The following is a 22,043-nucleotide window of genomic DNA, read 5'->3' as shown; positions in this document are numbered from 1 at the left end:
GACCGTTTCTTCGGCCGCAGGACGCCGATAGTGTTTTGAGTCACACACGAATGAAAGGTGCTGACTCTCGTGGCGAACATCGGATATCTGGCTTGGGATCTTGCAGAGAAGTACGGGCAGAAGCCGTGCTTGCGGGACGACCACGTCGAACTCACGTATGAAGAGTTCGCAGATCGCACGGAAGCTGTTGCCGCGCAATTGGCCGGACTCGGAATCGGCCTCGGTGACGTGGTGGCGATCATGCTGCCCAATCGCGTCGAGTTGCTGATCGCGATCATGGCTGCCTGGCGCATCGGTGCTGCGGCTACACCCATCAATCCGATGTTCACCGCGAACGAAGCGGACTACCAGATCGCGGACTCCGGGGCCGAGTTGGTCATCACCGCCACTGCCGACGCACCCTCGGGCGGCCGAGCAGTGCTGGCCGTCGAGGATCTGGCGACAGTGCCGCCGACCGATCCCCGACCCGGAATCGATGTTGCAGCAGACGATCTGGCGTTGCTCATCTACACCAGCGGCTCCACCGGACGGCCCAAGGGAGTGATGCTGACTCATGCCAACCTGCAGTTCATGGCTTCGTCGATGGGCAAGAACATCGGTGTTACCGGCGCGGATCACTGCCTGCTGATTCTGCCGCTGTTCCATGTCAACGCGATCTGCGTCAGCGTCTTGACGCCCTTACTTGTCGGCGGACAGGTGAGTGTCACCGGGAAGTTCTCGGTTTCGAGATTCTTCGACGACGTCGCGCGGCTTCGCCCCACGTATTTCTCGGCGGTGCCGGCAATCTACGCGATGCTGACCTCACAGCCGGAAGACCCTTCGATCGACACGTCGTCCTTGAGGTTTGCCGTGTGCGGTGCGGCGCCGATCAGCAAGGAACTCCTCGAACGCGCTGAGCAGCGTTTCGGTTTCGTGATCGTGGAAGGTTACGGACTCACCGAGGGGACCTGTGCGTCGGCCTGCAATCCTGTGGACGGCGTGCGCAAACTCGGTACGGTCGGCCCGGCGTTGCCCGGCCAGCAGATTTCCATTCTTGCCGAGGACGGAACCTTTGCGCCCGCCGGGACTGCCGGAGAGGTGGTCATCAAGGGTGGCAACGTGATGCGTGGCTATCTGGGTAAGCCGGAGGAAACTGCGAAGACCGTCAAGGATGGTTGGTTGCATACCGGTGACGTCGGAGTCCTCGACGAGGACGGCTACCTGACCCTGGTCGATCGCATCAAGGACATGATCATCCGTGGGGGAGAGAACATCTACCCCAAGGAGATCGAAAATTCGCTCGCTACACATCCTTCCGTGCTCGAGGCAGCCGTCATCGGCGCTCCGCACCAGGTCTACGGAGAGGTGCCAGTTGCCTATGTCGTTGCCTACCCCGATGCACCCGTCACCGAAGACGAACTGCTCGAACATGTCACGGCCTTGCTCACCCGAGTAAAGGTGCCAGTGGCGATCTACGTCGTCGATGCGCTTCCCCGAAACCCGGTGGGCAAGATCGACAAACCTGGAATGAGACGAGCTTTGAGCGCAACTCCCGCTCACTAGTCACTTCCCCGTAATACCAGCACAGCTCGACGACGTCCGTCGAGTCGATCCGTCATGCCCACATTCCGTATTTCAGGAGCACATCATGGGATTCAAAGAAGGAAACTTCCCTCCCGTCGATCCGGCAACGTTCATGGACAAGCCGTTTCTCGAGCGTCTGCGTGACATGTCCACGCACTGGGTGGATTACGGCTTCGGTACGCCGAAGATGGTCCACACCGTCTACATCATGAAACTGTTGTTCCTCTACCTGGCAGCTGGAACAGCCGTTGCCACTTTGACTTCCGGCCTCTCGTGGTTCGACATCGGATCGTGGTGGAACCAGCCGATCGTCTACCAGAAACTCATCATCTGGACGATGATGCTCGAGATGCTGGGCTTGGCAGGATCCTGGGGACCGCTCGCCGGCCACTTCAAGCCGATGACCGGTGGAGTTCTCTACTGGCTCCGCCCCGGCACCATTCGTCTGCCACCGTGGCCGGGCAAAGTGCCGCTCACCTCGGGTGACACCCGCACGGTGTTCGACGTCTTCATCTATGCCGCCGCAGTCGCCAATCTCCTTGTTGCCGCTGTTCTCCCCGGTGTTCACACCACAGGAATCGACTCGGCAATCGCTGACAATGCCGGACTGGTGCGTCCGACGGTCTTGTACTCCTTCCTGGTACTCATGGTGATTCTCGGGTTGCGGGACAAGGTGCCCTTCATCGCTGCCCGTAGTGAGCAGTACCTGCCGGCGATCTTCTTCTTCACATTCCTGCCGTTCGTCGACATGATCCTGGCGCTCAAACTGCTGATCGTCATGGTGTGGATCGGTGCCGGCGTCTCGAAGTTCGGTCGCCATTTCTCGCTGGTGGTTCCTCCGATGCTCAGCAATACCCCGTGGATCCCGTCGAAGAAGATCAAGCGCGCCCACTACCGGAATTTCCCGGAGGATCTGCGGCCTTCACACCTGGGCGGCGGCGTCGCACACGTGGCCGGAACGATGGTCGAAATCGTCACCCCGTTGATACTGCTGTTCTCGACGAACAAGACCCTCACGATCCTCGCCGTGATCCTCATGGTCGGATTCCATCTGTTCATCGCGTCGACCTTCCCGCTTGCCGTCCCACTCGAATGGAATCTTCTGTTCGCCTATGCCTCGGTCTTCCTGTTCCTGGGATTCCCGGCATGGGACGGCTACGGACTCGGCGCCATGTCCTCACCGTGGATCACCGCGGGAATTGTTGCAGCCCTTGCCTTCTTCCCCATTCTCGGAAACCTTCGACCGGATCTGGTGTCCTTCCTGCCGTCGATGCGTCAGTACGCCGGCAACTGGGCATCCGCGACGTGGGCATTCGCGCCGGGCGCTGAAGCCAAGATCGACCAGTTCATCAAGCGTCCGTCGCCGGATACGCGCAATCAGTTGATGACGATGTACCCCGAAGATGTGTCCGATGTCGTTCTGCATCAGCTGTTGGGCTGGCGTTCCATGCACAGCCAGGGGCGTGCGCTGTTCTCTCTGATGATCAGGCACCTCGGCGACGACATCAACACGTACTCACTGCGGGAAGCAGAGTTCATGTGCAACTCCATCGTCGCCTTCAACTTCGGTGACGGGCACCTGCACGACGCGAAGTTGATCGCAGCCATTCAGCGTCGCTGCAATTTCGCACCCGGTGAGTTCCTGGTGACCTGGATCGAATCGCAGCCCATCCACAAGGGAACGCAGGAGTACCAGGTGATCGATGCCGCTCTCGGTGTCATCGAACGAGGTACTTTCAAGGTCGCCGACGCAGTCGCCGAACAGCCGTGGTTGCCGAACGGGCCCATTCCGTTCGACGTTCAGTGGACACTGGACGTACGGGCCGACCGCGCGGCAACGGATCCGCAGGTTGTCTCCGAACCGAAGATGCGTACGAGGGTCAGCGGTAGCGAGCAAGAGGTGAGTAAGTGACAAAGGCCGTAGTCGTCGGCAGCGGGCCCAATGGGCTCGCTGCCGCGGTACACCTCGCACGTAGCGGTGTGGACGTGCAGGTGCTCGAGGCTGCCGACCAGATCGGCGGAGGCACCCGCTCCGGTCCGATCGACGTGCCGGGGTTGATCCATGATCACTGCTCGGCGTTTCACCCGATGGGTATCGGCTCGCCGTACCTGTCCAAGCTGGACCTCGAGCGATACGGGCTGATCTGGAGATGGGCAGAGGTGGACTGCGCGCATCCGCTCGACAACGGGGACGCCGGGGTCCTGTACCGCTCGCTGGAGCAGACGGCTGCGGGGCTCGGCGCTGACGGGCCTCGATGGCAACGCATGTTCGGTGACTTGTCGACTGGGTTCGATGCGCTGGCGTCCGATCTGATGCGCCCGATCGTCAATGTTCCGCACCATCCGCTGCGGCTCGCAGCTTTCGGTCCGCGAGCGCTGCTTCCGGCAACGGTGACCGCCAAACTGTGGAAGACGGACAAGGGGAAGGCGCTGTTCGGCGGGGTTGCCGCACACGCCTTCTATCCACTCAACCGTCCGGCCACCTCGGCGGTGGGATTGATGATCACTGCTGCTGGTCACCGCTACGGTTGGCCGGTTGCCGAGGGAGGTTCGCGGTCGATCACCGACGCGATGGCTGCGATGCTCCTCGATCACGGCGGCAAGATCGACACCGGCGTTCGGGTTCGTACGGCCTCCGAGATTCCGGACGCCGATGTTGTTCTGCTGGATGTCAATCCGGGGGGTGCGCTCGAAATTCTGGGCGATCGACTCCCTGGTCGAGTGGCGAGGGCCTATCGAAAGTTCAAGCAGGCTCCCGGAGCATTCAAGGTCGATTTTGCGATCGAAGGTCATGTGCCGTGGACCAATCCGGACTGTGCTCGGGCCGGAACTGTCCATCTGGCAGGTGGTTTCGACGAAATCGTGGCCGCTGAGCGTGAGACGAATTCAGGCCGTATGCCGGACCGGCCGTTCGTGCTCCTAGGTCAGCAATACCTGGCTGATCCCACCCGATCCGCCGGGAACGTTCATCCTCTGTATGCCTATGCGCACGTGCCTCACGGTTACGCCGGCGACGCTACGGAGGCGATCATCCGTCAGATCGAGAGGTTTGCGCCAGGATTCCGGGAGCAGATCGTCGCGACGTCGAGCAGTGGTACAGCTGACCTGGCAGAGGACAATCCGAATCAGGTAGGCGGCGACATCATCGGAGGTGCCAACACCGAACTGCAGGTTGTCTTGCGTCCGCGCGTCGCAGTCGATCCGTACAGCACGGGGATCGCGGGCACTTACCTGTGCTCGGCCTCGACCCCGCCGGGTGCCGGAGCACATGGAATGTGCGGGTACAACGCAGCCGAATCGGCTCTGAAGTACCTGCGACGAAAGGGTGCGGAAGTTCTGTGAGTAGTCCATCGCACAAGGAGCGAGGCGCCGGTGCGATGCGGCGCCTCGCCCGAGTGCCTGCAGCCGCGGAGCCGGAAGTGCTTGCGGTGGTTGCCGAGTTGGCACGACGACTCGACGAGCGCAGCGCCGACATCGCGCGTGAGATGGCCTTCATGATGGCTCACGAAATCGACCAATTGGATGCAGACGCCAAATTGCTCGAAATGCTCGAGGCCAGCGTGCAGGGAAACATCACGACGATCATCCACGTATTGGCCAACGACATTCCGATCGATCATCTCCAACCCACCACTGCTGCAGTGGAATACGCGCTGCGTCTGGCGCAGCGGGATGTCCCGTCCAACTCCCTTGTCCGGGCCTATCACATGGGCCAAGGCGATCTGATGCGGATCTGTCACGACGAGATCAGCACACTGGATATTCCGGCGCGACTCACTTTGGCTGTCCTGAAACACACTTCGGACGTGGTCTACAGCTACATCGACTGGATCACGCTCTACGTCTTCGACGCGTACGAGCGGGAACGCAGTCGATGGATGGCAGCGCAGGGAAACCTCCATTCGGCCGCAATCCACGCCCTCCTGTCCGGCACCAACGCAGATACCGCTGCTTTCGAAGCGGAGACCGGGTACCGCCTCGGTCAGAACCACGTCGCCCTGGTGGTCTGGTCGACGTGGGATGCCGACGTCATGGGCATCAATACGCTGGACCGACTCGTACGTGATCTCGGCGCAGCGGCGGGAGCGGACAAGCCGCCGATCATCACCGCCATCGATCGACGCACGGTGTGGGCGTGGCTGCCGTTCGGTCGCCGGGTGCCTGCGCCGGATCCGGAGTTTCTCGCGGCGGCAGTGCCGTTGGACGGCGGGGCGCGGGTGGCAATCGGACTGCCGGGGTCAGGGGTCGACGGTTTCAAACGGTCCCACGAACAGGCAACCGCCGCCTATTCGGTTGCTGCCGTCCCGGATACACCGCAGCGACCTGTGGTGAGCTTCGGAGACCGCGGCGTCGCTGTGGTCTCACTTCTGTCCGAGAACATCGATTCGACGAAGTCATGGGTCTGGGAGGTGCTTGGCCCGTTGGCGGAAGATACGCCCTCTGCTGCATCCTTGCGGACGACGTTGAGTGTGTACTTTGCACATGGTGAAAGTCATCTGCACACTGCCAATCACATGAATCTGCACCGGAATACGGTGAAGTATCGCATCAACAAGGCGCTCGGCGATCCAGTTGCTGCCGGCCGAGACAAGTTGGATCTTGCTCTGGCCCTGCAGGTTTGTGAGTTGTTGGGTAGATCGGTCTTGCGCCCCGCGCGAACGTCGTGAGTTGTGGAAAGTTGTGGACGCGACACGGCCTGTGGGCTCCGTATCGGGGTTTGATGTCCGATGCGGAGCCTGGCCGTGTTCTGTTGTCGCCAAAGAGGTTTGACCCCTCAGGTTTTGAAGGTGGTGTTCGCCGGCCTGGGTTGCTGCCCGGGGTCGATCGAGGGCGGCGGGATGAACCAGGGTTTGTTGTCGGCGCCGATTCGGATTTCCCATTTCCCGACGAACCCTGATTTCCGGTGCATCAGTCGGTGATGTGAACGGCACAGCAGGACCAGGTTGTTCATCACCGTCGGGCCACCGTTCGCCCAGTGCCGGATATGGTGCGCATCCGTCCAGGCGGGCACGCACGTGCAGCCGGGGAAGGCGCAGCCTCTGTCTCGGGCGATCAACGCCACTCGCTGTTCGGCGTTGACCAACCTCTTTCCTGGTTTCGCATCGAGCGGTGCGCCGTGATCGTCGAGCAGAACGGTCGAGAGGAAACAATCACACCCGAGAAGTCGGGTCTGCGACACCGAGAGCGGCCCCAGCCACGGCATGTGCCCGACATCAAGATCCGACACAGCCACTCCACCACCATCGGGCGAGGGTGTGGCGGCGCAGTCTCGATACTCCGCCAAATCACGGGCGTTGATGTGCACGTTCACATGCGGACGCTGACCACCATCGGTACCAGTCTTGGCGCAATCGAGATAACGCCGGATCAGTTCGGTGAACCCGTCCGCCGTGCGTTTCGCCGCCGACCGAGCATCCGGCGTCCCATCCGGTGCCGGGGTCGGCATCGTCAGATTCGACAACGCCGACAACAGCATTTCACCGGTCAGGGCATCGAAATCGCCGCGCACCACCACTCGACCGTTCAATGTCGAGACGATCCGCAACTCGTTGAGATCGACATCCTCGGCGGGCGGGATCTCATCCGATTCGAACAACCGCTCCAAGGTCGCGATCACGTTCCGCACTTTCGTCGTCGTCGCTTCCACACCCGACGCAGCCGCCAACAACAAATCGATGCACTTCGGTAGCGCCTCCTCCGGCATCCCCTTCGGCGGTGACTCACAGAACGCCACGATCAACACGGCATGATCGAACGAGCAATCCCCGCCATCGAACCGAGCCGCCACCGCCGGAAACGGCCGCAAAGCTGCACCCAACGCGGCGATCTTTTTCCCGTCCCGAACCTGCAACATGGTGTTCGCCGCCAACCACGAACCGACCCCGCGGCTGGCGATCACCTGATCATCCGGGCGCATCGAGAGTTCGTCGACCACTGCCACCCGCACAGCCTCGAGACGAAGAATCTCCGCGCTCGCCGACACCGCAGCCGCACGTAACTCAGCAGCCGACAACTGCCACAGACGTCCGCGTAACCCCACCGCAGAACCCGAAACCACGTCCGACAACAAGACACTCATTGAATCCCCCGATCCCCTCCCCAAATCATACTCGAACATGCGTTCGAGTCAAGGGGTTATTCACCAACGAATCGGCCTGACTCTGTGATGTCAGCGGGTTGTCATACTGTGGTCGAGTGACTTCGCCGTGGACAGCTGGGCAGGTGGCGTCGGTAGCTCCGGACGCCGCATCGCTGGCCGCTGCGCGCAAGTTGGCTGGTTCGTGGAGCCATGCCGGCAACAGGGGTCTCGCGCTCTGGGGGCTGTGTCAGGGCAGCGGCTCGAAGCCGTATCAAGCAGTGGTCGACCTGAGGGGCCCTGCATACAAGTGCTCGTGCCCCAGTCGAAAGTTTCCGTGCAAACATGCTCTGGGGCTGTTGGTGGAATGGTCGGAAGGGCGTGTGCCGTCGGCGGACGAGCCCGCCGACTTCGCGGCAGAGTGGTTGTTGCGCCGCGAGGAGAAGGCCGAGACCCGCGGCGAAAGGGCTGAGACCGGCGACGAGGCTCCCAAGAGGGCTCCCGACCCGGCGACAGCGCAGAAGCGCGCCGACCGCGTTGCGAGCGGTCTCGTCGAATTGGACCTGTGGATCACCGATCAGATCCGCAGTGGTCTGGCAGCGATGGACACATCCTGGGCGGGCTTCGACGCAGTAGCTGCTCGAATGGTGGATGCTCAGGCGCCTGGTGTCGCAGGCACACTTCGAGCCTTGGCGGGCACCGTTGCGTCTACCGAGAACTGGCCTGAGAAAGTCCTCGACGAGTTGGCTCGGTTGCACCTGCTGGTTGCTGCGCATCAGAAGCTGTCCGAGTTGCCGGAAGATCTTGCCGATTCGGTGAAAGCACACGTCGGCTATCCGGTCTCAACCGAGAGTGTGATGGAATCGATTCCGGTGAAAGAGAACTGGATGATTCTCGGTTCCGGGATCACCGAGGAGAAGCGACTGTTCACCCGAACGGTGTGGATGCTCGGCAGGAATTCGAAGCGGTGGGCCATGCTGCTCGACTTCTCCCACGGGTCACCCAATTTTGCCACCGAAACGCCGCCAGTCGGGTTTCTGCTCAACGCCGATGTTCATTTCTATCCCGGTGCCGCGGCATTGCGGGCGCGGATAGGGGTCACGCACGGAGAACCGGAGCCCTTCACAACCATGCCGTTCGGAAGCATCGACACTGCGTTGCAGCAGTTTACCGATGCCCTCGCCGCGGATCCATGGTTGCGCTCGTGGCCGGCAGTGATCAGTTCGGTGGTCCCGTCGTTCGTCGACGGATCATGGTTTGTCGTCGACGAATCGGGCACAGCGCTTCGGGCAGAGGGTGATTCGGATCTTCTGTGGAAGTTGCTCGGCATTTCCGGCGGTTACCCGGTCACAGTCTGCGGAACGTGGAACGCGCTGGCTCTTACTCCGATCTCGGTTTTCACGGGAGGGCAGGTGATCGTGCTGTGAGTACATTGATCTCAGCGGCGCTCCTTGGGACAGCCAGAACAGCAACAACATTCGAGGAGCTGCCGGCTGAAGTGCGTGGCTACGCTCGCGAACTCGACGGCGATCCTGCCGAGATGCTTCTCGCAGGAGCAGCGTTGGAGAGGGCGTACCGCCGTGGCGGTGCGGGCTCCACCACGGCGGCGGTGCCGACATCTGCGCCAGACGATGTTCGATTCACGCTGCCGGAATCCTCATCGGCGCATCTGCTGTCGATGCTCGCGGCCAAGGCGACCTTGCTCGACGAATGGTTCGCAGTCGCGTTGGAGCACAATTACCGTGCGCCTGATCATCTGGTCGCCGAGTTGCTTTCCTTTGCACGTGCAAGTGAAGCTCACCGGGAGAGCATCCTGCAGATGGTCGGCGAGCGTGGTCGATGGCTTGCCGCGCAAAACCCCGAGTGGAGCAAACTCGTCCGAACCAGGGATGCCAACCCGGACGTGTGGCGTCACGGAAGTTCGTCGCAGCGCACACAGTGGCTGATGGACACTCGTCGAACAGATCCCGCGCTGGCGTTGGCCGAACTCCGAAAGTCCTGGGCCACCGAGCGGGGCGAACAGAAGGCTGCCTTCGTCGCGGCGCTGGCAAACGGACTGAGCGCGGATGATCAACCATTGTTGGAGGAAGCCCTCGACGACCGTCGCAAGGACGTGCGACGCGCGGCAGTGGAAGTACTCGGACAACTCCCCGAATCGGAGTTCGGGGAGAGAATGGCTGCTCGGGTTCGGAAATGGGTGCGGGTGGAAAGGAAACTCGTTCGGTCCACGCTCGTCATCGTCCCGCCTGAGGAAGTCGATTCAGCGGCGAGGCGAGACGGCATCGAAGACCGGCCGAATCCACACACCGACTATCGTGCCGAGTATGTGCGTCAGGCGATCAGTTCTGCGCCGTTGTCTCTGTGGAACAACATGATCGGTGGACCAGGCAAGGTCTTGGGGATGAGCGTTGACGAAAGCTGGGAGCCGATCCTTCACGACGCGTGGTCCACCGCCGCAGTCGCGCAGAACAATACGGAATGGGCGCTGGAACTCTTTCGTATGCGCGGCACCGCCACCGATCGACGCGTGCTCCCGTTGGTGCCGGCCAAGGCGCTGGCTGATCTGTTGAGGTCCGGAAACGGCGACGCCAATGTTCTGCACCCGGGCCGGGCAGCGATCTACGACGCTCTGCGAGGTCCATGGCCCGAGGACATCACCCGGGCAGTGGTGGCCCAGTGGGAACGAGTTGCGGCCAGACGTGCCGACGGAGGCGCCAAGGCCGGCGAATTCTCACGCTACAAGTACGTCGCATCGCTGCGCCTGGCCGAGACTCGATTTCCTTACAGCGCAGTAACTTTGCTGGAGCGTGCTGCGGAACGTGCACGTGACCCGGACTGGCGGCAGACCTTCGCCAGAACTGCCAGTGCCATCACCCACCGCAAGACTCTGCTCGAGGAGCTCAAGTGACTGACAGCGTAACCGTGCCCACCACGGAACCGGAAAAGCTCGCGCAACCGGCAAAGCTGATGCGGCCCCACGCAGAGCAGGAGTACGCGCTCGAACTCGAAGCACTGGCCGCGCAGGACACCCGTCCGCGTCCACCGTCGTGGAACTTGTCGCCCTGGGCCGTCGTGACGTATCTGTTGGGTGGCACTCTCGACGACGGAACCGTCATTTCGCCGAAGTACGTCGGTCCACGGCGGTTGATGGAAGTGGCCGTCGCAACTCTTGCCACCGACCGGGCGCTACTGCTGTTGGGGGTTCCCGGTACGGCCAAGACCTGGGTCTCCGAACACCTTTCGGCCGCAATCTCGGGTGCGTCGACGCTCCTGGTTCAAGGCACGTCGGGTACGCCCGAGGAAGCTATCCGCTACGGCTGGAACTACGCACGTCTTCTCTCCGAGGGGCCGACCGCCGGTGCGCTGGTGCCTTCTCCCGTGATGACGGCGATGGAAACCGGGAAGATCGCCCGCGTTGAAGAGTTGACGCGTATCCCGGCCGACGTGCAGGACGCCCTCATCACCATTCTCTCCGAGAAGACGTTGCCGGTGCCGGAGCTGGGCATCGAGGTGCAGGCAGCCAAGGGCTTCAACCTGATCGCTACCGCCAACGATCGCGATCGCGGTGTCAACGACCTGTCGTCCGCACTGCGTCGACGGTTCAATACCGTAGTCCTCCCTTTGCCGGCCAGCGAGGAAGACGAGGTGGCCATCGTGGCACGTCGAGTCGAACAGCTGGGCGCAGCACTGGAATTGCCGACAACCCCCGCAGCAGCCGAGGAAATTCGCCGGGTCGTCACCGTGTTCCGGGAACTGCGATCAGGCACGACCACCGACGGCCGCACCAAGTTGAAGTCCCCGTCCGGAACTCTGTCGACGGCGGAGGCGATCTCGGTGGTCACCAACGGTTTGGCGTTGTCTGCGCATTTCGGGGACGGCGTACTGCGGGCATCCGACGTCGCTGCCGGAATCCTGGGCTCGGTGATCAAGGATCCGGTCGCAGACAAGGTGGTGTGGAACGAGTACCTCGAGGCAGTAGTGCGTGAACGCGGCGAGTGGTCCGACTTCTACCGGGCGTGCCGCGAGGTCACCGGGTGACCATCGTGATTCCGGACCTGCGTGTCCGGGTCTTCGGTATCCGTCACCACGGCCCGGGATCTGCTCGTTCGGTTCGGCAGGGCCTGGAAGAGTTCTCGCCTGACGTCGTCCTGATCGAAGGGCCTTCGGACGCAGACCCGTTGGTGATGCTGGCGGCGTCGGAATCGATGGAACCACCGATTGCGTTGCTCGCGTACGCCACTGGCGAACCGTCGAAGGCGGCATTCTGGCCGTTTGCGGTGTTCTCACCCGAATGGCAAGCGCTGCAGTGGGCTGCGAAGAACGGTGTGCAGGCACGGTTCTGCGATCTGCCCGCCTTCAACGTGTTGGCGGATCAGGGGATTCGTACTGTCCGCGAGGGCGATCCTCTGTCGGAACTGGCCGCGGCCGCGGGTTTCGACGATACCGAACGCTGGTGGGATTCGGTGATCGAATCTAGCTCGGGCGCAGATTCTTTCGATGCGATCACCGAGGCGATGGAGGCGCTGCGTGAGACAGTGCCGATCGACGAGGAGACAGCGCATCGCGAAGCGTATATGCGTCAGGTGCTGCGAAAGACGTTGAAAGATGGCGCTGAGCGGGTAGCGGTCGTCTGCGGAGCCTGGCACGCGCCGGCGTTGGTCGGAGCCTTGGGGCCGGCGGCACCCGATGCTCGCATCCTCAAAGGAATGTCCAAGGTCAAGACCTCGCTGACGTGGGTTCCCTGGACTCACTCACGCCTGGCGTCGGCATCGGGTTACGGCGCCGGAATCACCTCGCCGGGTTGGTATCACCACCTGTTCACCGCGAACGACAAGACGATCACGCGGTGGCTCACCAAAGTTGCGCGGGTGCTCAGGGACGAGGACCTTCCGATCTCGAGTGCTCACGTCATCGAAGCTGTCCGGTTGGCAGATACGTTGGCGGCACTGCGTTCTCGACCCTTGGCGGGATTGTCGGAGGTCACCGAGGCAACGAGGTCGGTGATGTGCGACGGGAACGACGTTCTTCTGGATCTGATCACGCGAAGATTGGTTGTGGGCGAAGCGCTGGGCGCGGTGCCCGAGGAAACTCCGACAGTCCCACTCGAAGCAGACCTGCGCGCACGCTCGAAGACCTTGCGGCTCAAACAACAAGCGGGAGCAAAGACTCTCGATCTGGACCTGCGACGCGATATCGACGTCGAGCGTTCCCAGTTCCTGCACCGACTGGGGATACTCGAGATCGATTGGGGAACCCCGGCCGACAGTGAGGTCCGTTCCACCGGAACGTTCCGGGAGACTTGGGCGCTGCAATGGAAGCCCGAATTTTCGGTCTCGGTGATCGAGGCGTCGCTGTGGGGCACGACGGTGGTTGCAGCGGCAACATCACGTGTCGTCTCGAAGATCAACGAGCCGGACATCACTCTCGCGTCACTGATCGGACTACTGGAGAACTCGCTCCTGGCAAACCTGCCGGCAGCGTTGTCCGCTGTGCTGGAAAGTGTGAAAACGGTGGCGGCACTAGATCATGACGTGTCGCACCTGATGGCGGCGCTGCCCACGCTGACGCGAACGCTGCGGTACGGCGATGTGCGCGGAACCGACGTGTCTGCCTTGGTCGACGTCGCCGACAGCCTGTTGATCCGCATTTGCACCGGCCTCGCAGTCGCCGTCACGGGCCTGGACGATCCCAGTGCCGAGGAGTTTCGCGAACACCTCGACAAGGTTCACTCGGCAGTCATGGTTCGTGACGATCGCGATGCGAGCGCACGGTGGCTGCAGGCCATGGCCGGCGTGATCGACCGTGACGACGTCAACGGATTACTCGTCGGACGGTTGGTGCGGCTACTGCGCGACAGCGGTTCGATCACGGAAACCGCTGCAGCCCAGCGCTTGTCTCGGGCCCTGTCCGTGGGAAGCACGCCGACCGGCAAAGCCGGGTGGGTCGACGGGTTTCTCGGTGGAGGAGGGCTTGTGCTCGTTCACGATCGAGCGTTGCTCACGCTGATCGACACGTGGGTTCGCCAACTTCGTGAGCAGGACTTCATCGACACGCTTCCACTGCTTCGACGTACGTTCGGAGCGTTCGAGGCGGGGGAGCGTCGAGCGATCGGTCAGGCGGTCAGAGGCGGCCGACGCGTCGAAACGACAGTGGAGACCGATGCTCGACGCGGCAGAGCGGCAATGGCGGTCGTTGCGGACATCTTGGGGGTGGGCGCATGAGCGACGACGATCAGCGCCTTCGACGCTGGAGACTGATGCTCGGGGAATCCGCCGAAGAATCGACGGGTGGGCTGGGCCAACCGGGCGAGCGTCGAATGGATGCAGCTCTTGCCGCACTCTACGATTCGTCCGGCCCGACCAAGGGGCGACGCCGCTCAGCCGGATTGGGGGCGTCGGCTCCGTCCGTCGCCAGATGGCTCGGCGATATCCGGACGTACTTTCCCAGCACGGTGGTGCAGGTGATGCAGAAGGACGCGATCGACCGACTGGGTTTGGCGCAGTTGCTGCTCGAACCGGAACTGCTCGATGCCGTCGAGCCCGATGTGCATCTGGTCGGGACGCTGCTGAGCCTCAACCAGGTCATGCCGGAGGCCAGCAAGGCAACTGCTCGAATGGTCGTCGGCAAGGTGGTTCGGGAAGTCGAAGAGCGAATCGCGAAGAAAACGAAGGCCGCGGTGACCGGGGCACTCAATCGTTCGGCCAGAACGTCGAATCCGAAGTTGCGTGACATCGACTGGGACCGAACCATCCGAGCAAATCTGTCGCACTACCTTCCGGAGTATCGAACCGTCGTCCCCGAGCGGCTCGTCGGATACGGCCGTAAGTCGAAATCCGTGCAGCGCGACGTAGTCCTGGCGATCGACCAATCGGGTTCGATGGCGTCCAGCGTCGTCTACGCATCCGTGTTCGGCGCGGTGTTGGCGTCGATGCAGGCGCTGAAGACTTCGCTCGTGGTTTTCGACACTGCCGTCGTCGACCTGACGGACAAACTGTCCGACCCAGTCGACGTCCTTTTCGGGACCCAACTTGGTGGGGGCACGGACATCAACCGCGCAATCGCGTACAGCCAGTCACTGATCTCGCGTCCTGCCGAGTCGATGTTCGTTCTGATCTCGGACCTCTACGAGGGCGGTATTCGCAACGAGATGTTGCGCCGCATGGCCGCCATGAAGAACTCCGGCGTTCAAGTCGTGGTTCTACTGGCACTCTCGGACGACGGGGCACCGTCGTTCGATCACGACAATGCAGCGTCGCTGAGTGCCCTCGGGATTCCCGCGTTTGCGTGCACGCCGGACAAGTTTCCGGAACTGCTGGCGGTGGCTCTGGAACGCGGGGACGTGTCGGCTTGGGCGGATCAGCTCAGCCTCGAACAGCACTGACCGGTCTGCTTCGAGAACCTGAACACCGGGTACACCCGCACGATGGGTGACGGACAGGTTGCTGGTTCGACGACGCAGGCGGGTTCAGGACTGGTTCTCACGGTGTTGGCATCCAGCCAATTCCTGATGACCTTGGACAGTTCGGTCATGAATGTTTCGATGGCAACCGTCGCCGAGGACGTCGGCACGAGCATCACCGGTATTCAAACCGCGATCACGCTGTACACCCTGGTCATGGCGACGCTGATGATCACGGGCAGCAAGCTGGGGTCGATGATGGGTCGTCGCCGGGCCTTCGCGCTCGGCCTGATCATCTACGGCGCAGGTTCTCTGACAACGGCGCTCGCTCCCAATCTTGCGGTCCTGCTGATCGGATGGTCGTTCCTCGAAGGCGTCGGTGCGGCACTCATCATGCCCGCGATCGTCGCGCTCGTCGCCACCAACTTTCCGGCGCAGAAGCGCCCGGCTGCCTACGGTCTGGTCGCTGCCGCCGGCGCGATGGCCGTGGCGGTCGGGCCGCTGATCGGCGGCGCCGCGACGACATTTGCGTCATGGCGTTACGTGTTCGTCGGCGAAGTCGTGATCGTTGTCCTGATCTTGCTGGTGCTGAGCAAGGTGGTCGACGTCCCACCGTCGAAGTCGCGCCTCGACTACGTCGGATCGATCTTGTCCGTGGTCGGGCTGGGCATGATCGTCTTCGGCGTACTGCGCTCGAGCGAGTGGGGTTGGGTGCAGGCCAAACCCGACGGACCGCAGTTGGTCGGGCTTTCCCCGGTGGTGTGGCTGCTGATCGCCGGGCTCCTGGTCGTGTACGGATTCCTGCGCTGGGAGGGACGCCTGGCCGCTGCGGGGAAGGAGCCGTTGCTTGATCCGGCGATGCTGCGAAACCGCGAGCTCAGTGGCGGGCTGTCGATGTTCTTCGCGCAGTTTCTGGTCCAGGCGGGCGTGTTCTTCGCGGTCCCGTTGTTCTTGTCCGTAGTTCTGGAGCTCAGTGCCCTGGAGACGGGAGTTCGCATCCTGCCGTTGTCGGCGGCGCTCGTCGTGGCGGCGATCGGTATTCCGAAGCTACGGCCTACCGCGAACCCGCGACGCGTGGTCCGAGTCGGATTGTTGGTCATGGTCGTCGGCATTCTGATGCTCGTTGCAGGCATGGACCCCGGCGCCAATGCGGCGATCGTGATGATTCCCATGCTGTTCATGGGTTTCGGCTTGGGGTGCCTGTCTTCGCAGCTCGGAGCCGTCACGGTGTCCTCGGTCCCGGACGAGCGCAGCACCGAGGTCGGCGGGTTGCAGAACACTGCCACGAACCTGGGCGCCTCATTGGGAACCGCGCTGATCGGGTCTGTTCTCATCGCCACTCTCACGAGTTCTGCGATTGCCGGGATCGAAGACAACCCGGCAGTTCCGGCCTCGGTGCAGCAGCAAGCGAGCACCGACCTGGCCTCGGGCGTGCCGTTCCTTTCGACGACGCAACTTCGATCAGCTCTCGGTGACGCCGGCGTCACCGAGGCGACGGCGGACGCGATCGTGGATGTGAACGAAGACGCCAGGCTGGACGCGTTGCGTGTCGCCTTTGCCGTGGCTGCGCTGCTCGCGATCGCAGCGTTGTTCCCGACCGCTCGAATCCCCCGCGTCGCGGTCGGCGACAAACGTGGTTCGAGCTAAGAATCAGCAATCGCGGATCGACCTGGACGATCGACGGAACGACCTCTGGATATAGTGATCTGCGCACAATCGATTCGTCAGATGGCTACCGTTGTGAAGGAAACAAGCAGCGAGTCTGAAACACTGACGTTTCACCGGATAAGGGTTCGGTGGGGAGCCAGGGGAGGTTCGGATGGCCAGGCGAGCGGATTCGACGCCCGCTGATGGCGCCTGCGCAGATGTCGGGATGCCTCGCTGATGAGCCGTCCGAGTCGATTGGGCAGGCAAGATCCTGCTTCGGAGGCCGACTGCAACAGCCTGTTTCGCCGTCAGATAGACGAAGCTGCAGCCGTCGCGCCGTTCGCCAATCTTGCGTACATGGCGAGTTTGGTCGTGATTCTGACCTACACCGTTCCGCCTGGACGTCAGACGCTCAGGTGGTTGGGTGGCGCCCTCATCTTTCTCGTCCTCGCGAATTCGATCCGAGTATGGATTCCCCTTCGCTGGCGACCGTCGAAGCACACCCCGCGCTACGACTACGTGGGTCTGCTCGTCGAAGTGATCGTGGTCGCGACCCTCGACGTCACACTTTTCGCTCTGCTCTTTCACGACATGGACGTCTTCCGCGACTTGGTTCTGATCGCGACGATGGCCGGGATCATGGGCGCCGGGACCGTGACGTTCTCGAGTCTGAGATCGGTGAGCCTGACCTGGATCTACATTCACGGCCTCGGCGTCTTCACTGTTCTCGTCGTCCACGCCGAACCCCACTTTCGAATACTTGCGATTCAGTTGTGCATCTACATGTTTGCGCTCACCGTAGGAGCGGTCTATCTGTCGGCCTCTTTCCAGAGACGTTGTCTCGCAGAGTTTCAGGCGGAATCCGAGCGTCAGACTGTGGCGTTGTTGCTCGACGGATTCGAGGGCGGTTCCCGCGACTGGCTGTGGGAATGCGACACCAACGGCCGGTTCTCCCATACCTCGGCACGTCTCGCCGAGGTCGCAGGTATGACGGTGGACGAGTTGCAGCAACTCACCTTCGGGCAACTCCTCACCAGACTCCAGATCGCAGCGAGTCCGGAGGGGCGTGCGGCCGCGGCCCAGATGATCGACAAACTCGAATCGAGTGCTCCCTTCCGGGACACCGTCGTGCCGGTGCATGTCGACGGTAGGCGACGCTGGTGGTCTCTTTCCGGCAATCCACGGGTCCTCGAATCCGGCGTGATTCTGGGTTGGCGCGGTGTCGGTTCCGACATCACGGAGAGGTATGTCCACGAGCAGGAGATCCTTCGCCTTGCGGCCACCGACTCGTTGACCGGGTTGCCGAACCGTCGTGCGTTCGGAGTGGCACTCGAGGAAGCGATCGATTCCCGCGCGCCGGAGAAGCAGGTTCTCGTCGGGATTCTCGACCTCGACAACTTCAAATCGGTGAACGACACCCTTGGTCATCCGATCGGGGACCAATTACTTCTCGAAGTCACGAAACGCCTTCGCGACGTGATCGGTTCGGACATGTGCTCGCGGATGGGCGGTGACGAATTCGGGCTGATCGTCTGTACGTCTTCGCGCGACGATCCCGGTGTGATCTTCGATCGGTACCTGGAAGTGCTGCACGAACCATTCTTCGTCGAAGGCAATCGGATCGAAGTGCGGGCCACGATCGGTTACTCGAGCGCGCCCGAGGATTCGACGGACGCCGACGGATTGGTGATGCTGGCGGATCTGGCTCTGTACGAAGCGAAGTCGACGGGGCGCAATCGAGTGGGCAAGTTCTCACCGCTGCTGCGGGCGAGGGCATCGGCGCGGGCGACGGCGTTGCACGAGCTGGACAGAGGGATCGAGGAAGGGCAGTTCGATCTCCATTACCAGCCTCAGGTCGACACTCAGACCGGTGAAGTGGTGGCCTTCGAGGCTCTTCTTCGGTGGAACCATCCCAGCCGCGGCCTCATCGGGCCCAGCCAGTTCATCTCGGTGGCGGAGGAAACCGGAATGATCATTCCCCTCGGCGCGCAGGCAATGGCGATGGCGACCGCCGCTGCTGCGGGGTGGCCGACCGGAATTGGCGTCTCGGTCAACGTTTCACCAGTGCAGTTGGTGTCGCGAGAGTTCGGTGCGATGGTGAAGAAAGCGCTGACGGATTCGGGCTTGCCTCCGCAACTGCTGCAGCTCGAAATCACCGAGACAGGTGTTGTGGACGATCGCGCGATCCGGGATCTCTACAAGCTGCGTGAGCTCGGGGTTACCGTCGCACTCGACGATTTCGGCACCGGCTATTCGTCCTTCGCCACGCTCCAGAGACTTCCAATCGACGTTCTCAAGATCGATCGAATGCTGGTCACCGACTCGGACGATCCGAAGATGTCCGTGGTGAAGTCCATTGTCGAATTGGCCGCGGCCCTCGGTATGAAATCGTTGGCCGAGGGCGTGGAGACCATCGAGCAGTTCCGCCGCGTCCAGTGGGTCGGGTGTGACCTGGTCCAGGGGTACCACATCAGCAAGGCTCTGACCGCTGAGCGCGTCGATGTGTATCTTGCCGCGACGGACACGGAAACCGGGCGCAGCGTCCACCCACTTACGTGGCTGTGAATCAGATCTGAGCCGAGCGGATCGTATTACCGCCTGCCGCCTTCGCTTGATACATCATCGAATCCGCGACATTTGTCGCCGCCAGGATTGCGGAAGCACCGCCGCTCCACGCCTTCGATTCGGCGGTCATCATCACCGCTCCGACGCTCACCGTTGTGGGGATCGCGTCGGAACAATCCGACAGCGCCGCGTTTATCCCTTCGATCAACAGGGTTGTCGATTCGGGATCGCCGGCGATGACGGCCAGGTATTCTTCCCCGCCGGTTCGAGCGATGACTCCGCGTTCGCCGAGATGTGTGCTCAATCGGTTCGCGGTTCTCCTGATGACATGATCGCCTTCGGCATGACCGTGAAGATCATTCACCGTTTTGAATTTGTCGATATCGACGACGATGAAGGCGAGAGATGAAGAATCGTCTCGGGCGCTCTCGAAGAGATCGCCGACTGCCCCTTCCAGCCCCCGACGGTTGAACAGTCCAGTGAGGGGATCCCGGTCCGAATACTGGGCATCGCGGTAGAGAGTGCGCCAAGTCAGGTGCGCAAAAATGGGAACGAGAGTGACAGCTCCGAAAAGAACGGTGCCGCGGGCCAGAAGCGTCGTGATATCGACGTCGCCTTCCATATATGCAAGAACGAAAACGGTAGTCGTGACGGTCGTCGACCAAACGACATGAGCGACAAGCCACTTTGCGCTGACAAAAAGCGTCGCAAAGGTTCCGGTGACCGCAAAGACGATGCAACCGAACGTCCCGGACGAGCGATCCGGCACCAGGAGGACGGCAGCCGCGATCCCGAGATCTGCGAATATTCCGAATGCAAGCAACCCCCGGCGTCCGGGAAACGGTTGTGTGAACCAGCATGCGGCGATTCCCACACACGTACAGATCATGAAAATCGAAAGAGCTTTGCCGGGTGTGGTCGGCGGCGTATCCGGACCGATCAATTTGTAGAAAGCGGACAGTCCGAAGATGATCGTCATCATTCCGAGCAAGGTTCGGAAGATCGGAATGATTGCCCGGCCGGACCTCTGGTGCTTTATCCACTCGTAGTCGTGTGGTTCGTTGAACCATTCGTGAAGTGTTCGCCAAGAACTGTGCCCCTCGGAGGCGATGACAGGGCTCGGCATGCTGTCCATTTTGCCTTGAATTTAGGTAAAGAGAAAATCTATGTTCGACCGCTTCCATCGGATCGGCTCTTTTCGGGGAAGAGGTTCAATTATCGAGTCGAGCGCTTACTCGATGCTTGTTTCAAGCCTTCTTCGAACTGCTGTGTGCGTTGTTCGAGGCGGTCGCGAACGATCCGACTTTTCGCGTACGAGACTTTCTCACGCCGCAAGCGGCGAGGATGACCCCCAGCGCGACCAGGCTTTGGACGAATTCCGCGCGCGTGGGTTCGTTGAGACCCATTCCCACCAGGATCACGAGAATCAGACCAGTGACCACTATCGGCAGGCCGGGATACAACCAGACACGGAATTTCAGAATCTCGGGGCTTTCGCGTTCCCATCGGCGTCGGAGGCGTAGTTCGGATACACAGATCAGGATGTAAACGAACAAGCAGATTGCGCCCGACGAATTCACGAGGAACAAGAAAATCGTATCCGGCCAGATGTAGCCGGCCGCGATACAGAAGTACCCGGCCACGGTGCAGGCGAGTACGCCCTTCACCGGCACGCCGCGGCTGTTGGTCCGTGTCATCCAGGCCGGCGCGTCGTTGTAGACGGAGAGTGCGAAGAGCATCCGTGACGCCGTGTACAGGCCGGAATTGAGGCAGGACAGCACCGCGACCAGAACCACGAGATTGAGAATGTCGGCGGCGCCGGGAATTCCGAGCAGGTCGAGTGCGGAGATGAACGGAGAATCGCCGACGACGAACGAATCCCACGGCAGCATCGTCACGAGGAGGAAGGTGGCGACAACGAAGAAGGCGAGAATGCGGAAGACGACCGTGTTCGTGGCCCGCCTGATCGCTCCGGCAGGTTCGGCGGATTCCGCTGCGGCGATCGTGACAAGCTCGGCTCCGGTCATGGAGAAGATCACGGCGACAACGCCCACCAGTACGGGGGTGAAGCCGTTCGGCAGAAATCCTCCGTGGCCGGTCAGATTGCTGAAATCGACTTCACTGCCGGGCCAGATGCCGAAGACGAACAGACTGCCGAGCACGATGAAGCCGATGATGACGGCGACCTTGATACCCGCAAACCAGTACTCGGCCTCGCCGAAGTTGCTGACGGAGAGAAGATTGACCCCGGTCATCACCAACAGGAGTGCCGCTGACATGAGCCAGAGCGGGACACCATGGATCCACCGGGAGAGCAAGGTTGCTCCGACGACGGATTCGATGCCGACGACGATCACCCAGAAATACCAGTAGAGCCAGCCTGTGGTGAAACCCGCCCAGTCGCCCAACGCCATGCGGGCGTATTCGGTGAACGATCCCGTACACGGCTTGGCCACGGCCATTTCGCCGAGCATGCGCATCACCAGGAACACGATGATGCCGCAGATCGCGCACGTGATGACTGCGCCGGGGCCGGCCTGGTTGATGATTCCGCTCAGCCCGACGAAGAAACCGGCGCCGATGACGCCGCCCATGGAAAGCATGGTCAGGTGGCGCTTCTTCAAGCCTGTTTTGAGTGTCGAATGAACGCTGGCGGCTTCGGCTGTTTCGGTGCTGCTGTCGGGCATCTGGGCTCAGCTCCTATTGCATGACGCGATCAGTTCTTTCGGAGAGACGCTAAGCTCATCGTGTGATCCAGAACATGGACTTGATGTACAAATCTGAACTGGAAAC

The 22,043-nt window shown here is 61.7% G+C and carries 14 protein-coding genes; 11 read left to right on the top strand and 3 right to left on the bottom strand.

Annotated features, from left to right (window positions below; genetic code table 11):
- The first annotated feature begins 69 nt into the window (after positions 1–69).
- From M0639_RS27065 to M0639_RS27050, 4 genes are all read left to right on the top strand, one after another.
- On the top strand, positions 70–1,542 hold the full coding sequence (locus M0639_RS27065; RefSeq protein WP_054826947.1) for a class I adenylate-forming enzyme family protein: 1,473 nt from the start codon (positions 70–72) through the stop codon (positions 1,540–1,542).
- An 85-nt stretch (positions 1,543–1,627) separates the two neighbouring features.
- Positions 1,628–3,475, top strand: a complete 1,848-nt coding sequence (locus M0639_RS27060; protein WP_064075024.1) for a DUF3556 domain-containing protein — start codon at positions 1,628–1,630, stop codon at positions 3,473–3,475.
- Positions 3,472–4,905, top strand: a complete 1,434-nt coding sequence (locus M0639_RS27055; protein WP_030536102.1) for a phytoene desaturase family protein — start codon at positions 3,472–3,474, stop codon at positions 4,903–4,905. Before M0639_RS27060 ends, M0639_RS27055 begins: the two co-directional genes overlap by 4 nt.
- A gap of 35 nt (positions 4,906–4,940) precedes the next feature.
- Positions 4,941–6,230, top strand: coding sequence for a PucR family transcriptional regulator (locus tag M0639_RS27050; RefSeq protein WP_064075023.1), 1,290 nt, complete (start codon positions 4,941–4,943; stop codon positions 6,228–6,230).
- A gap of 107 nt (positions 6,231–6,337) precedes the next feature.
- Here the strand turns inward: M0639_RS27050 and M0639_RS27045 are convergent, their stop codons facing one another.
- On the bottom strand, positions 6,338–7,642 hold the full coding sequence (locus M0639_RS27045) for an HNH endonuclease signature motif containing protein (protein ID WP_064075022.1): 1,305 nt from the start codon (positions 7,640–7,642) through the stop codon (positions 6,338–6,340).
- A 116-nt stretch (positions 7,643–7,758) separates the two neighbouring features.
- Here M0639_RS27045 and M0639_RS27040 point away from each other — a divergent pair, with 116 nt between their 5' ends.
- The 7 genes from M0639_RS27040 (at position 7,759) to M0639_RS27010 (ending at position 19,250) form a co-directional block, all read left to right on the top strand.
- Positions 7,759–9,066 carry an SWIM zinc finger family protein gene (locus tag M0639_RS27040; RefSeq protein ID WP_064075021.1) on the top strand — a complete coding sequence of 436 codons (1,308 nt, stop codon included), beginning with the start codon at positions 7,759–7,761 and terminating at the stop codon, positions 9,064–9,066.
- Positions 9,063–10,547: a DUF5691 domain-containing protein gene (locus M0639_RS27035; RefSeq protein ID WP_064075020.1), complete on the top strand. Its 1,485-nt coding sequence runs from the start codon at positions 9,063–9,065 to the stop codon at positions 10,545–10,547. Before M0639_RS27040 ends, M0639_RS27035 begins: the two co-directional genes overlap by 4 nt.
- Positions 10,548–10,606: 59 nt before the next feature.
- The gene (locus tag M0639_RS27030; protein ID WP_031330719.1) at positions 10,607–11,677 is read left to right on the top strand and encodes an ATP-binding protein; all 1,071 of its coding nucleotides are present in this window, start codon (positions 10,607–10,609) and stop codon (positions 11,675–11,677) included.
- Positions 11,674–13,860 (top strand): DUF5682 family protein, encoded by a 2,187-nt coding sequence (locus M0639_RS27025; protein WP_064075019.1) that lies wholly within the window; start codon positions 11,674–11,676, stop codon positions 13,858–13,860. Before M0639_RS27030 ends, M0639_RS27025 begins: the two co-directional genes overlap by 4 nt.
- Positions 13,857–15,020, top strand: coding sequence for a VWA domain-containing protein (locus M0639_RS27020; RefSeq protein ID WP_064075018.1), 1,164 nt, complete (start codon positions 13,857–13,859; stop codon positions 15,018–15,020). Before M0639_RS27025 ends, M0639_RS27020 begins: the two co-directional genes overlap by 4 nt.
- A 42-nt stretch (positions 15,021–15,062) precedes the next feature.
- Positions 15,063–16,685 carry an MFS transporter gene (locus M0639_RS27015; RefSeq protein ID WP_064075017.1) on the top strand — a complete coding sequence of 541 codons (1,623 nt, stop codon included), beginning with the start codon at positions 15,063–15,065 and terminating at the stop codon, positions 16,683–16,685.
- Positions 16,686–16,922: 237 nt separating this feature from the next.
- Entirely contained in the window at positions 16,923–19,250 is a 2,328-nt protein-coding gene (locus M0639_RS27010) for a putative bifunctional diguanylate cyclase/phosphodiesterase (RefSeq protein ID WP_064075016.1), read from the top strand.
- A gap of 1 nt (position 19,251) precedes the next feature.
- Here M0639_RS27010 and M0639_RS27005 read toward each other — a convergent pair whose 3' ends face one another.
- Together M0639_RS27005 and M0639_RS27000 are read right to left on the bottom strand one after the other, a co-directional pair.
- The gene (locus tag M0639_RS27005) at positions 19,252–20,376 is read right to left on the bottom strand and encodes a GGDEF domain-containing protein (protein ID WP_063836244.1); all 1,125 of its coding nucleotides are present in this window, start codon (positions 20,374–20,376) and stop codon (positions 19,252–19,254) included.
- A 121-nt stretch (positions 20,377–20,497) separates the two neighbouring features.
- Positions 20,498–21,937: an amino acid permease gene (locus M0639_RS27000; RefSeq protein ID WP_064075015.1), complete on the bottom strand. Its 1,440-nt coding sequence runs from the start codon at positions 21,935–21,937 to the stop codon at positions 20,498–20,500.
- Positions 21,938–22,043: the final 106 nt, after the last annotated feature.

It is taken from the genome of Rhodococcus qingshengii JCM 15477, from assembly GCF_023221595.1.
Classification (GTDB): domain Bacteria; phylum Actinomycetota; class Actinomycetes; order Mycobacteriales; family Mycobacteriaceae; genus Rhodococcus_F; species Rhodococcus_F qingshengii.
The sequence above is the reverse complement of the archived record's forward strand: the minus strand, read 5'-3'. Positions and strand labels throughout refer to the sequence as shown.

Excerpts from the sequence above, each read along its gene's own strand:
- M0639_RS27015 (WP_064075017.1), top strand. The coding sequence starts at position 15,063 with ATGGGTGACGGACAGGTTGCTGGTTCGACGACGCAGGCGGGTTCAGGA.
- M0639_RS27045 (WP_064075022.1), bottom strand. The coding sequence starts at position 7,642 with ATGAGTGTCTTGTTGTCGGACGTGGTTTCGGGTTCTGCGGTGGGGTTA.
- M0639_RS27050 (WP_064075023.1), top strand. The coding sequence starts at position 4,941 with ATGCGGCGCCTCGCCCGAGTGCCTGCAGCCGCGGAGCCGGAAGTGCTT.
- M0639_RS27010 (WP_064075016.1), top strand. The coding sequence starts at position 16,923 with ATGAGCCGTCCGAGTCGATTGGGCAGGCAAGATCCTGCTTCGGAGGCC.
- M0639_RS27060 (WP_064075024.1), top strand. The coding sequence starts at position 1,628 with ATGGGATTCAAAGAAGGAAACTTCCCTCCCGTCGATCCGGCAACGTTC.
- M0639_RS27030 (WP_031330719.1), top strand. The coding sequence starts at position 10,607 with ATGCGGCCCCACGCAGAGCAGGAGTACGCGCTCGAACTCGAAGCACTG.
- M0639_RS27000 (WP_064075015.1), bottom strand. The coding sequence starts at position 21,937 with ATGCCCGACAGCAGCACCGAAACAGCCGAAGCCGCCAGCGTTCATTCG.
- M0639_RS27020 (WP_064075018.1), top strand. The coding sequence starts at position 13,857 with ATGAGCGACGACGATCAGCGCCTTCGACGCTGGAGACTGATGCTCGGG.
- M0639_RS27005 (WP_063836244.1), bottom strand. The coding sequence starts at position 20,376 with ATGCCGAGCCCTGTCATCGCCTCCGAGGGGCACAGTTCTTGGCGAACA.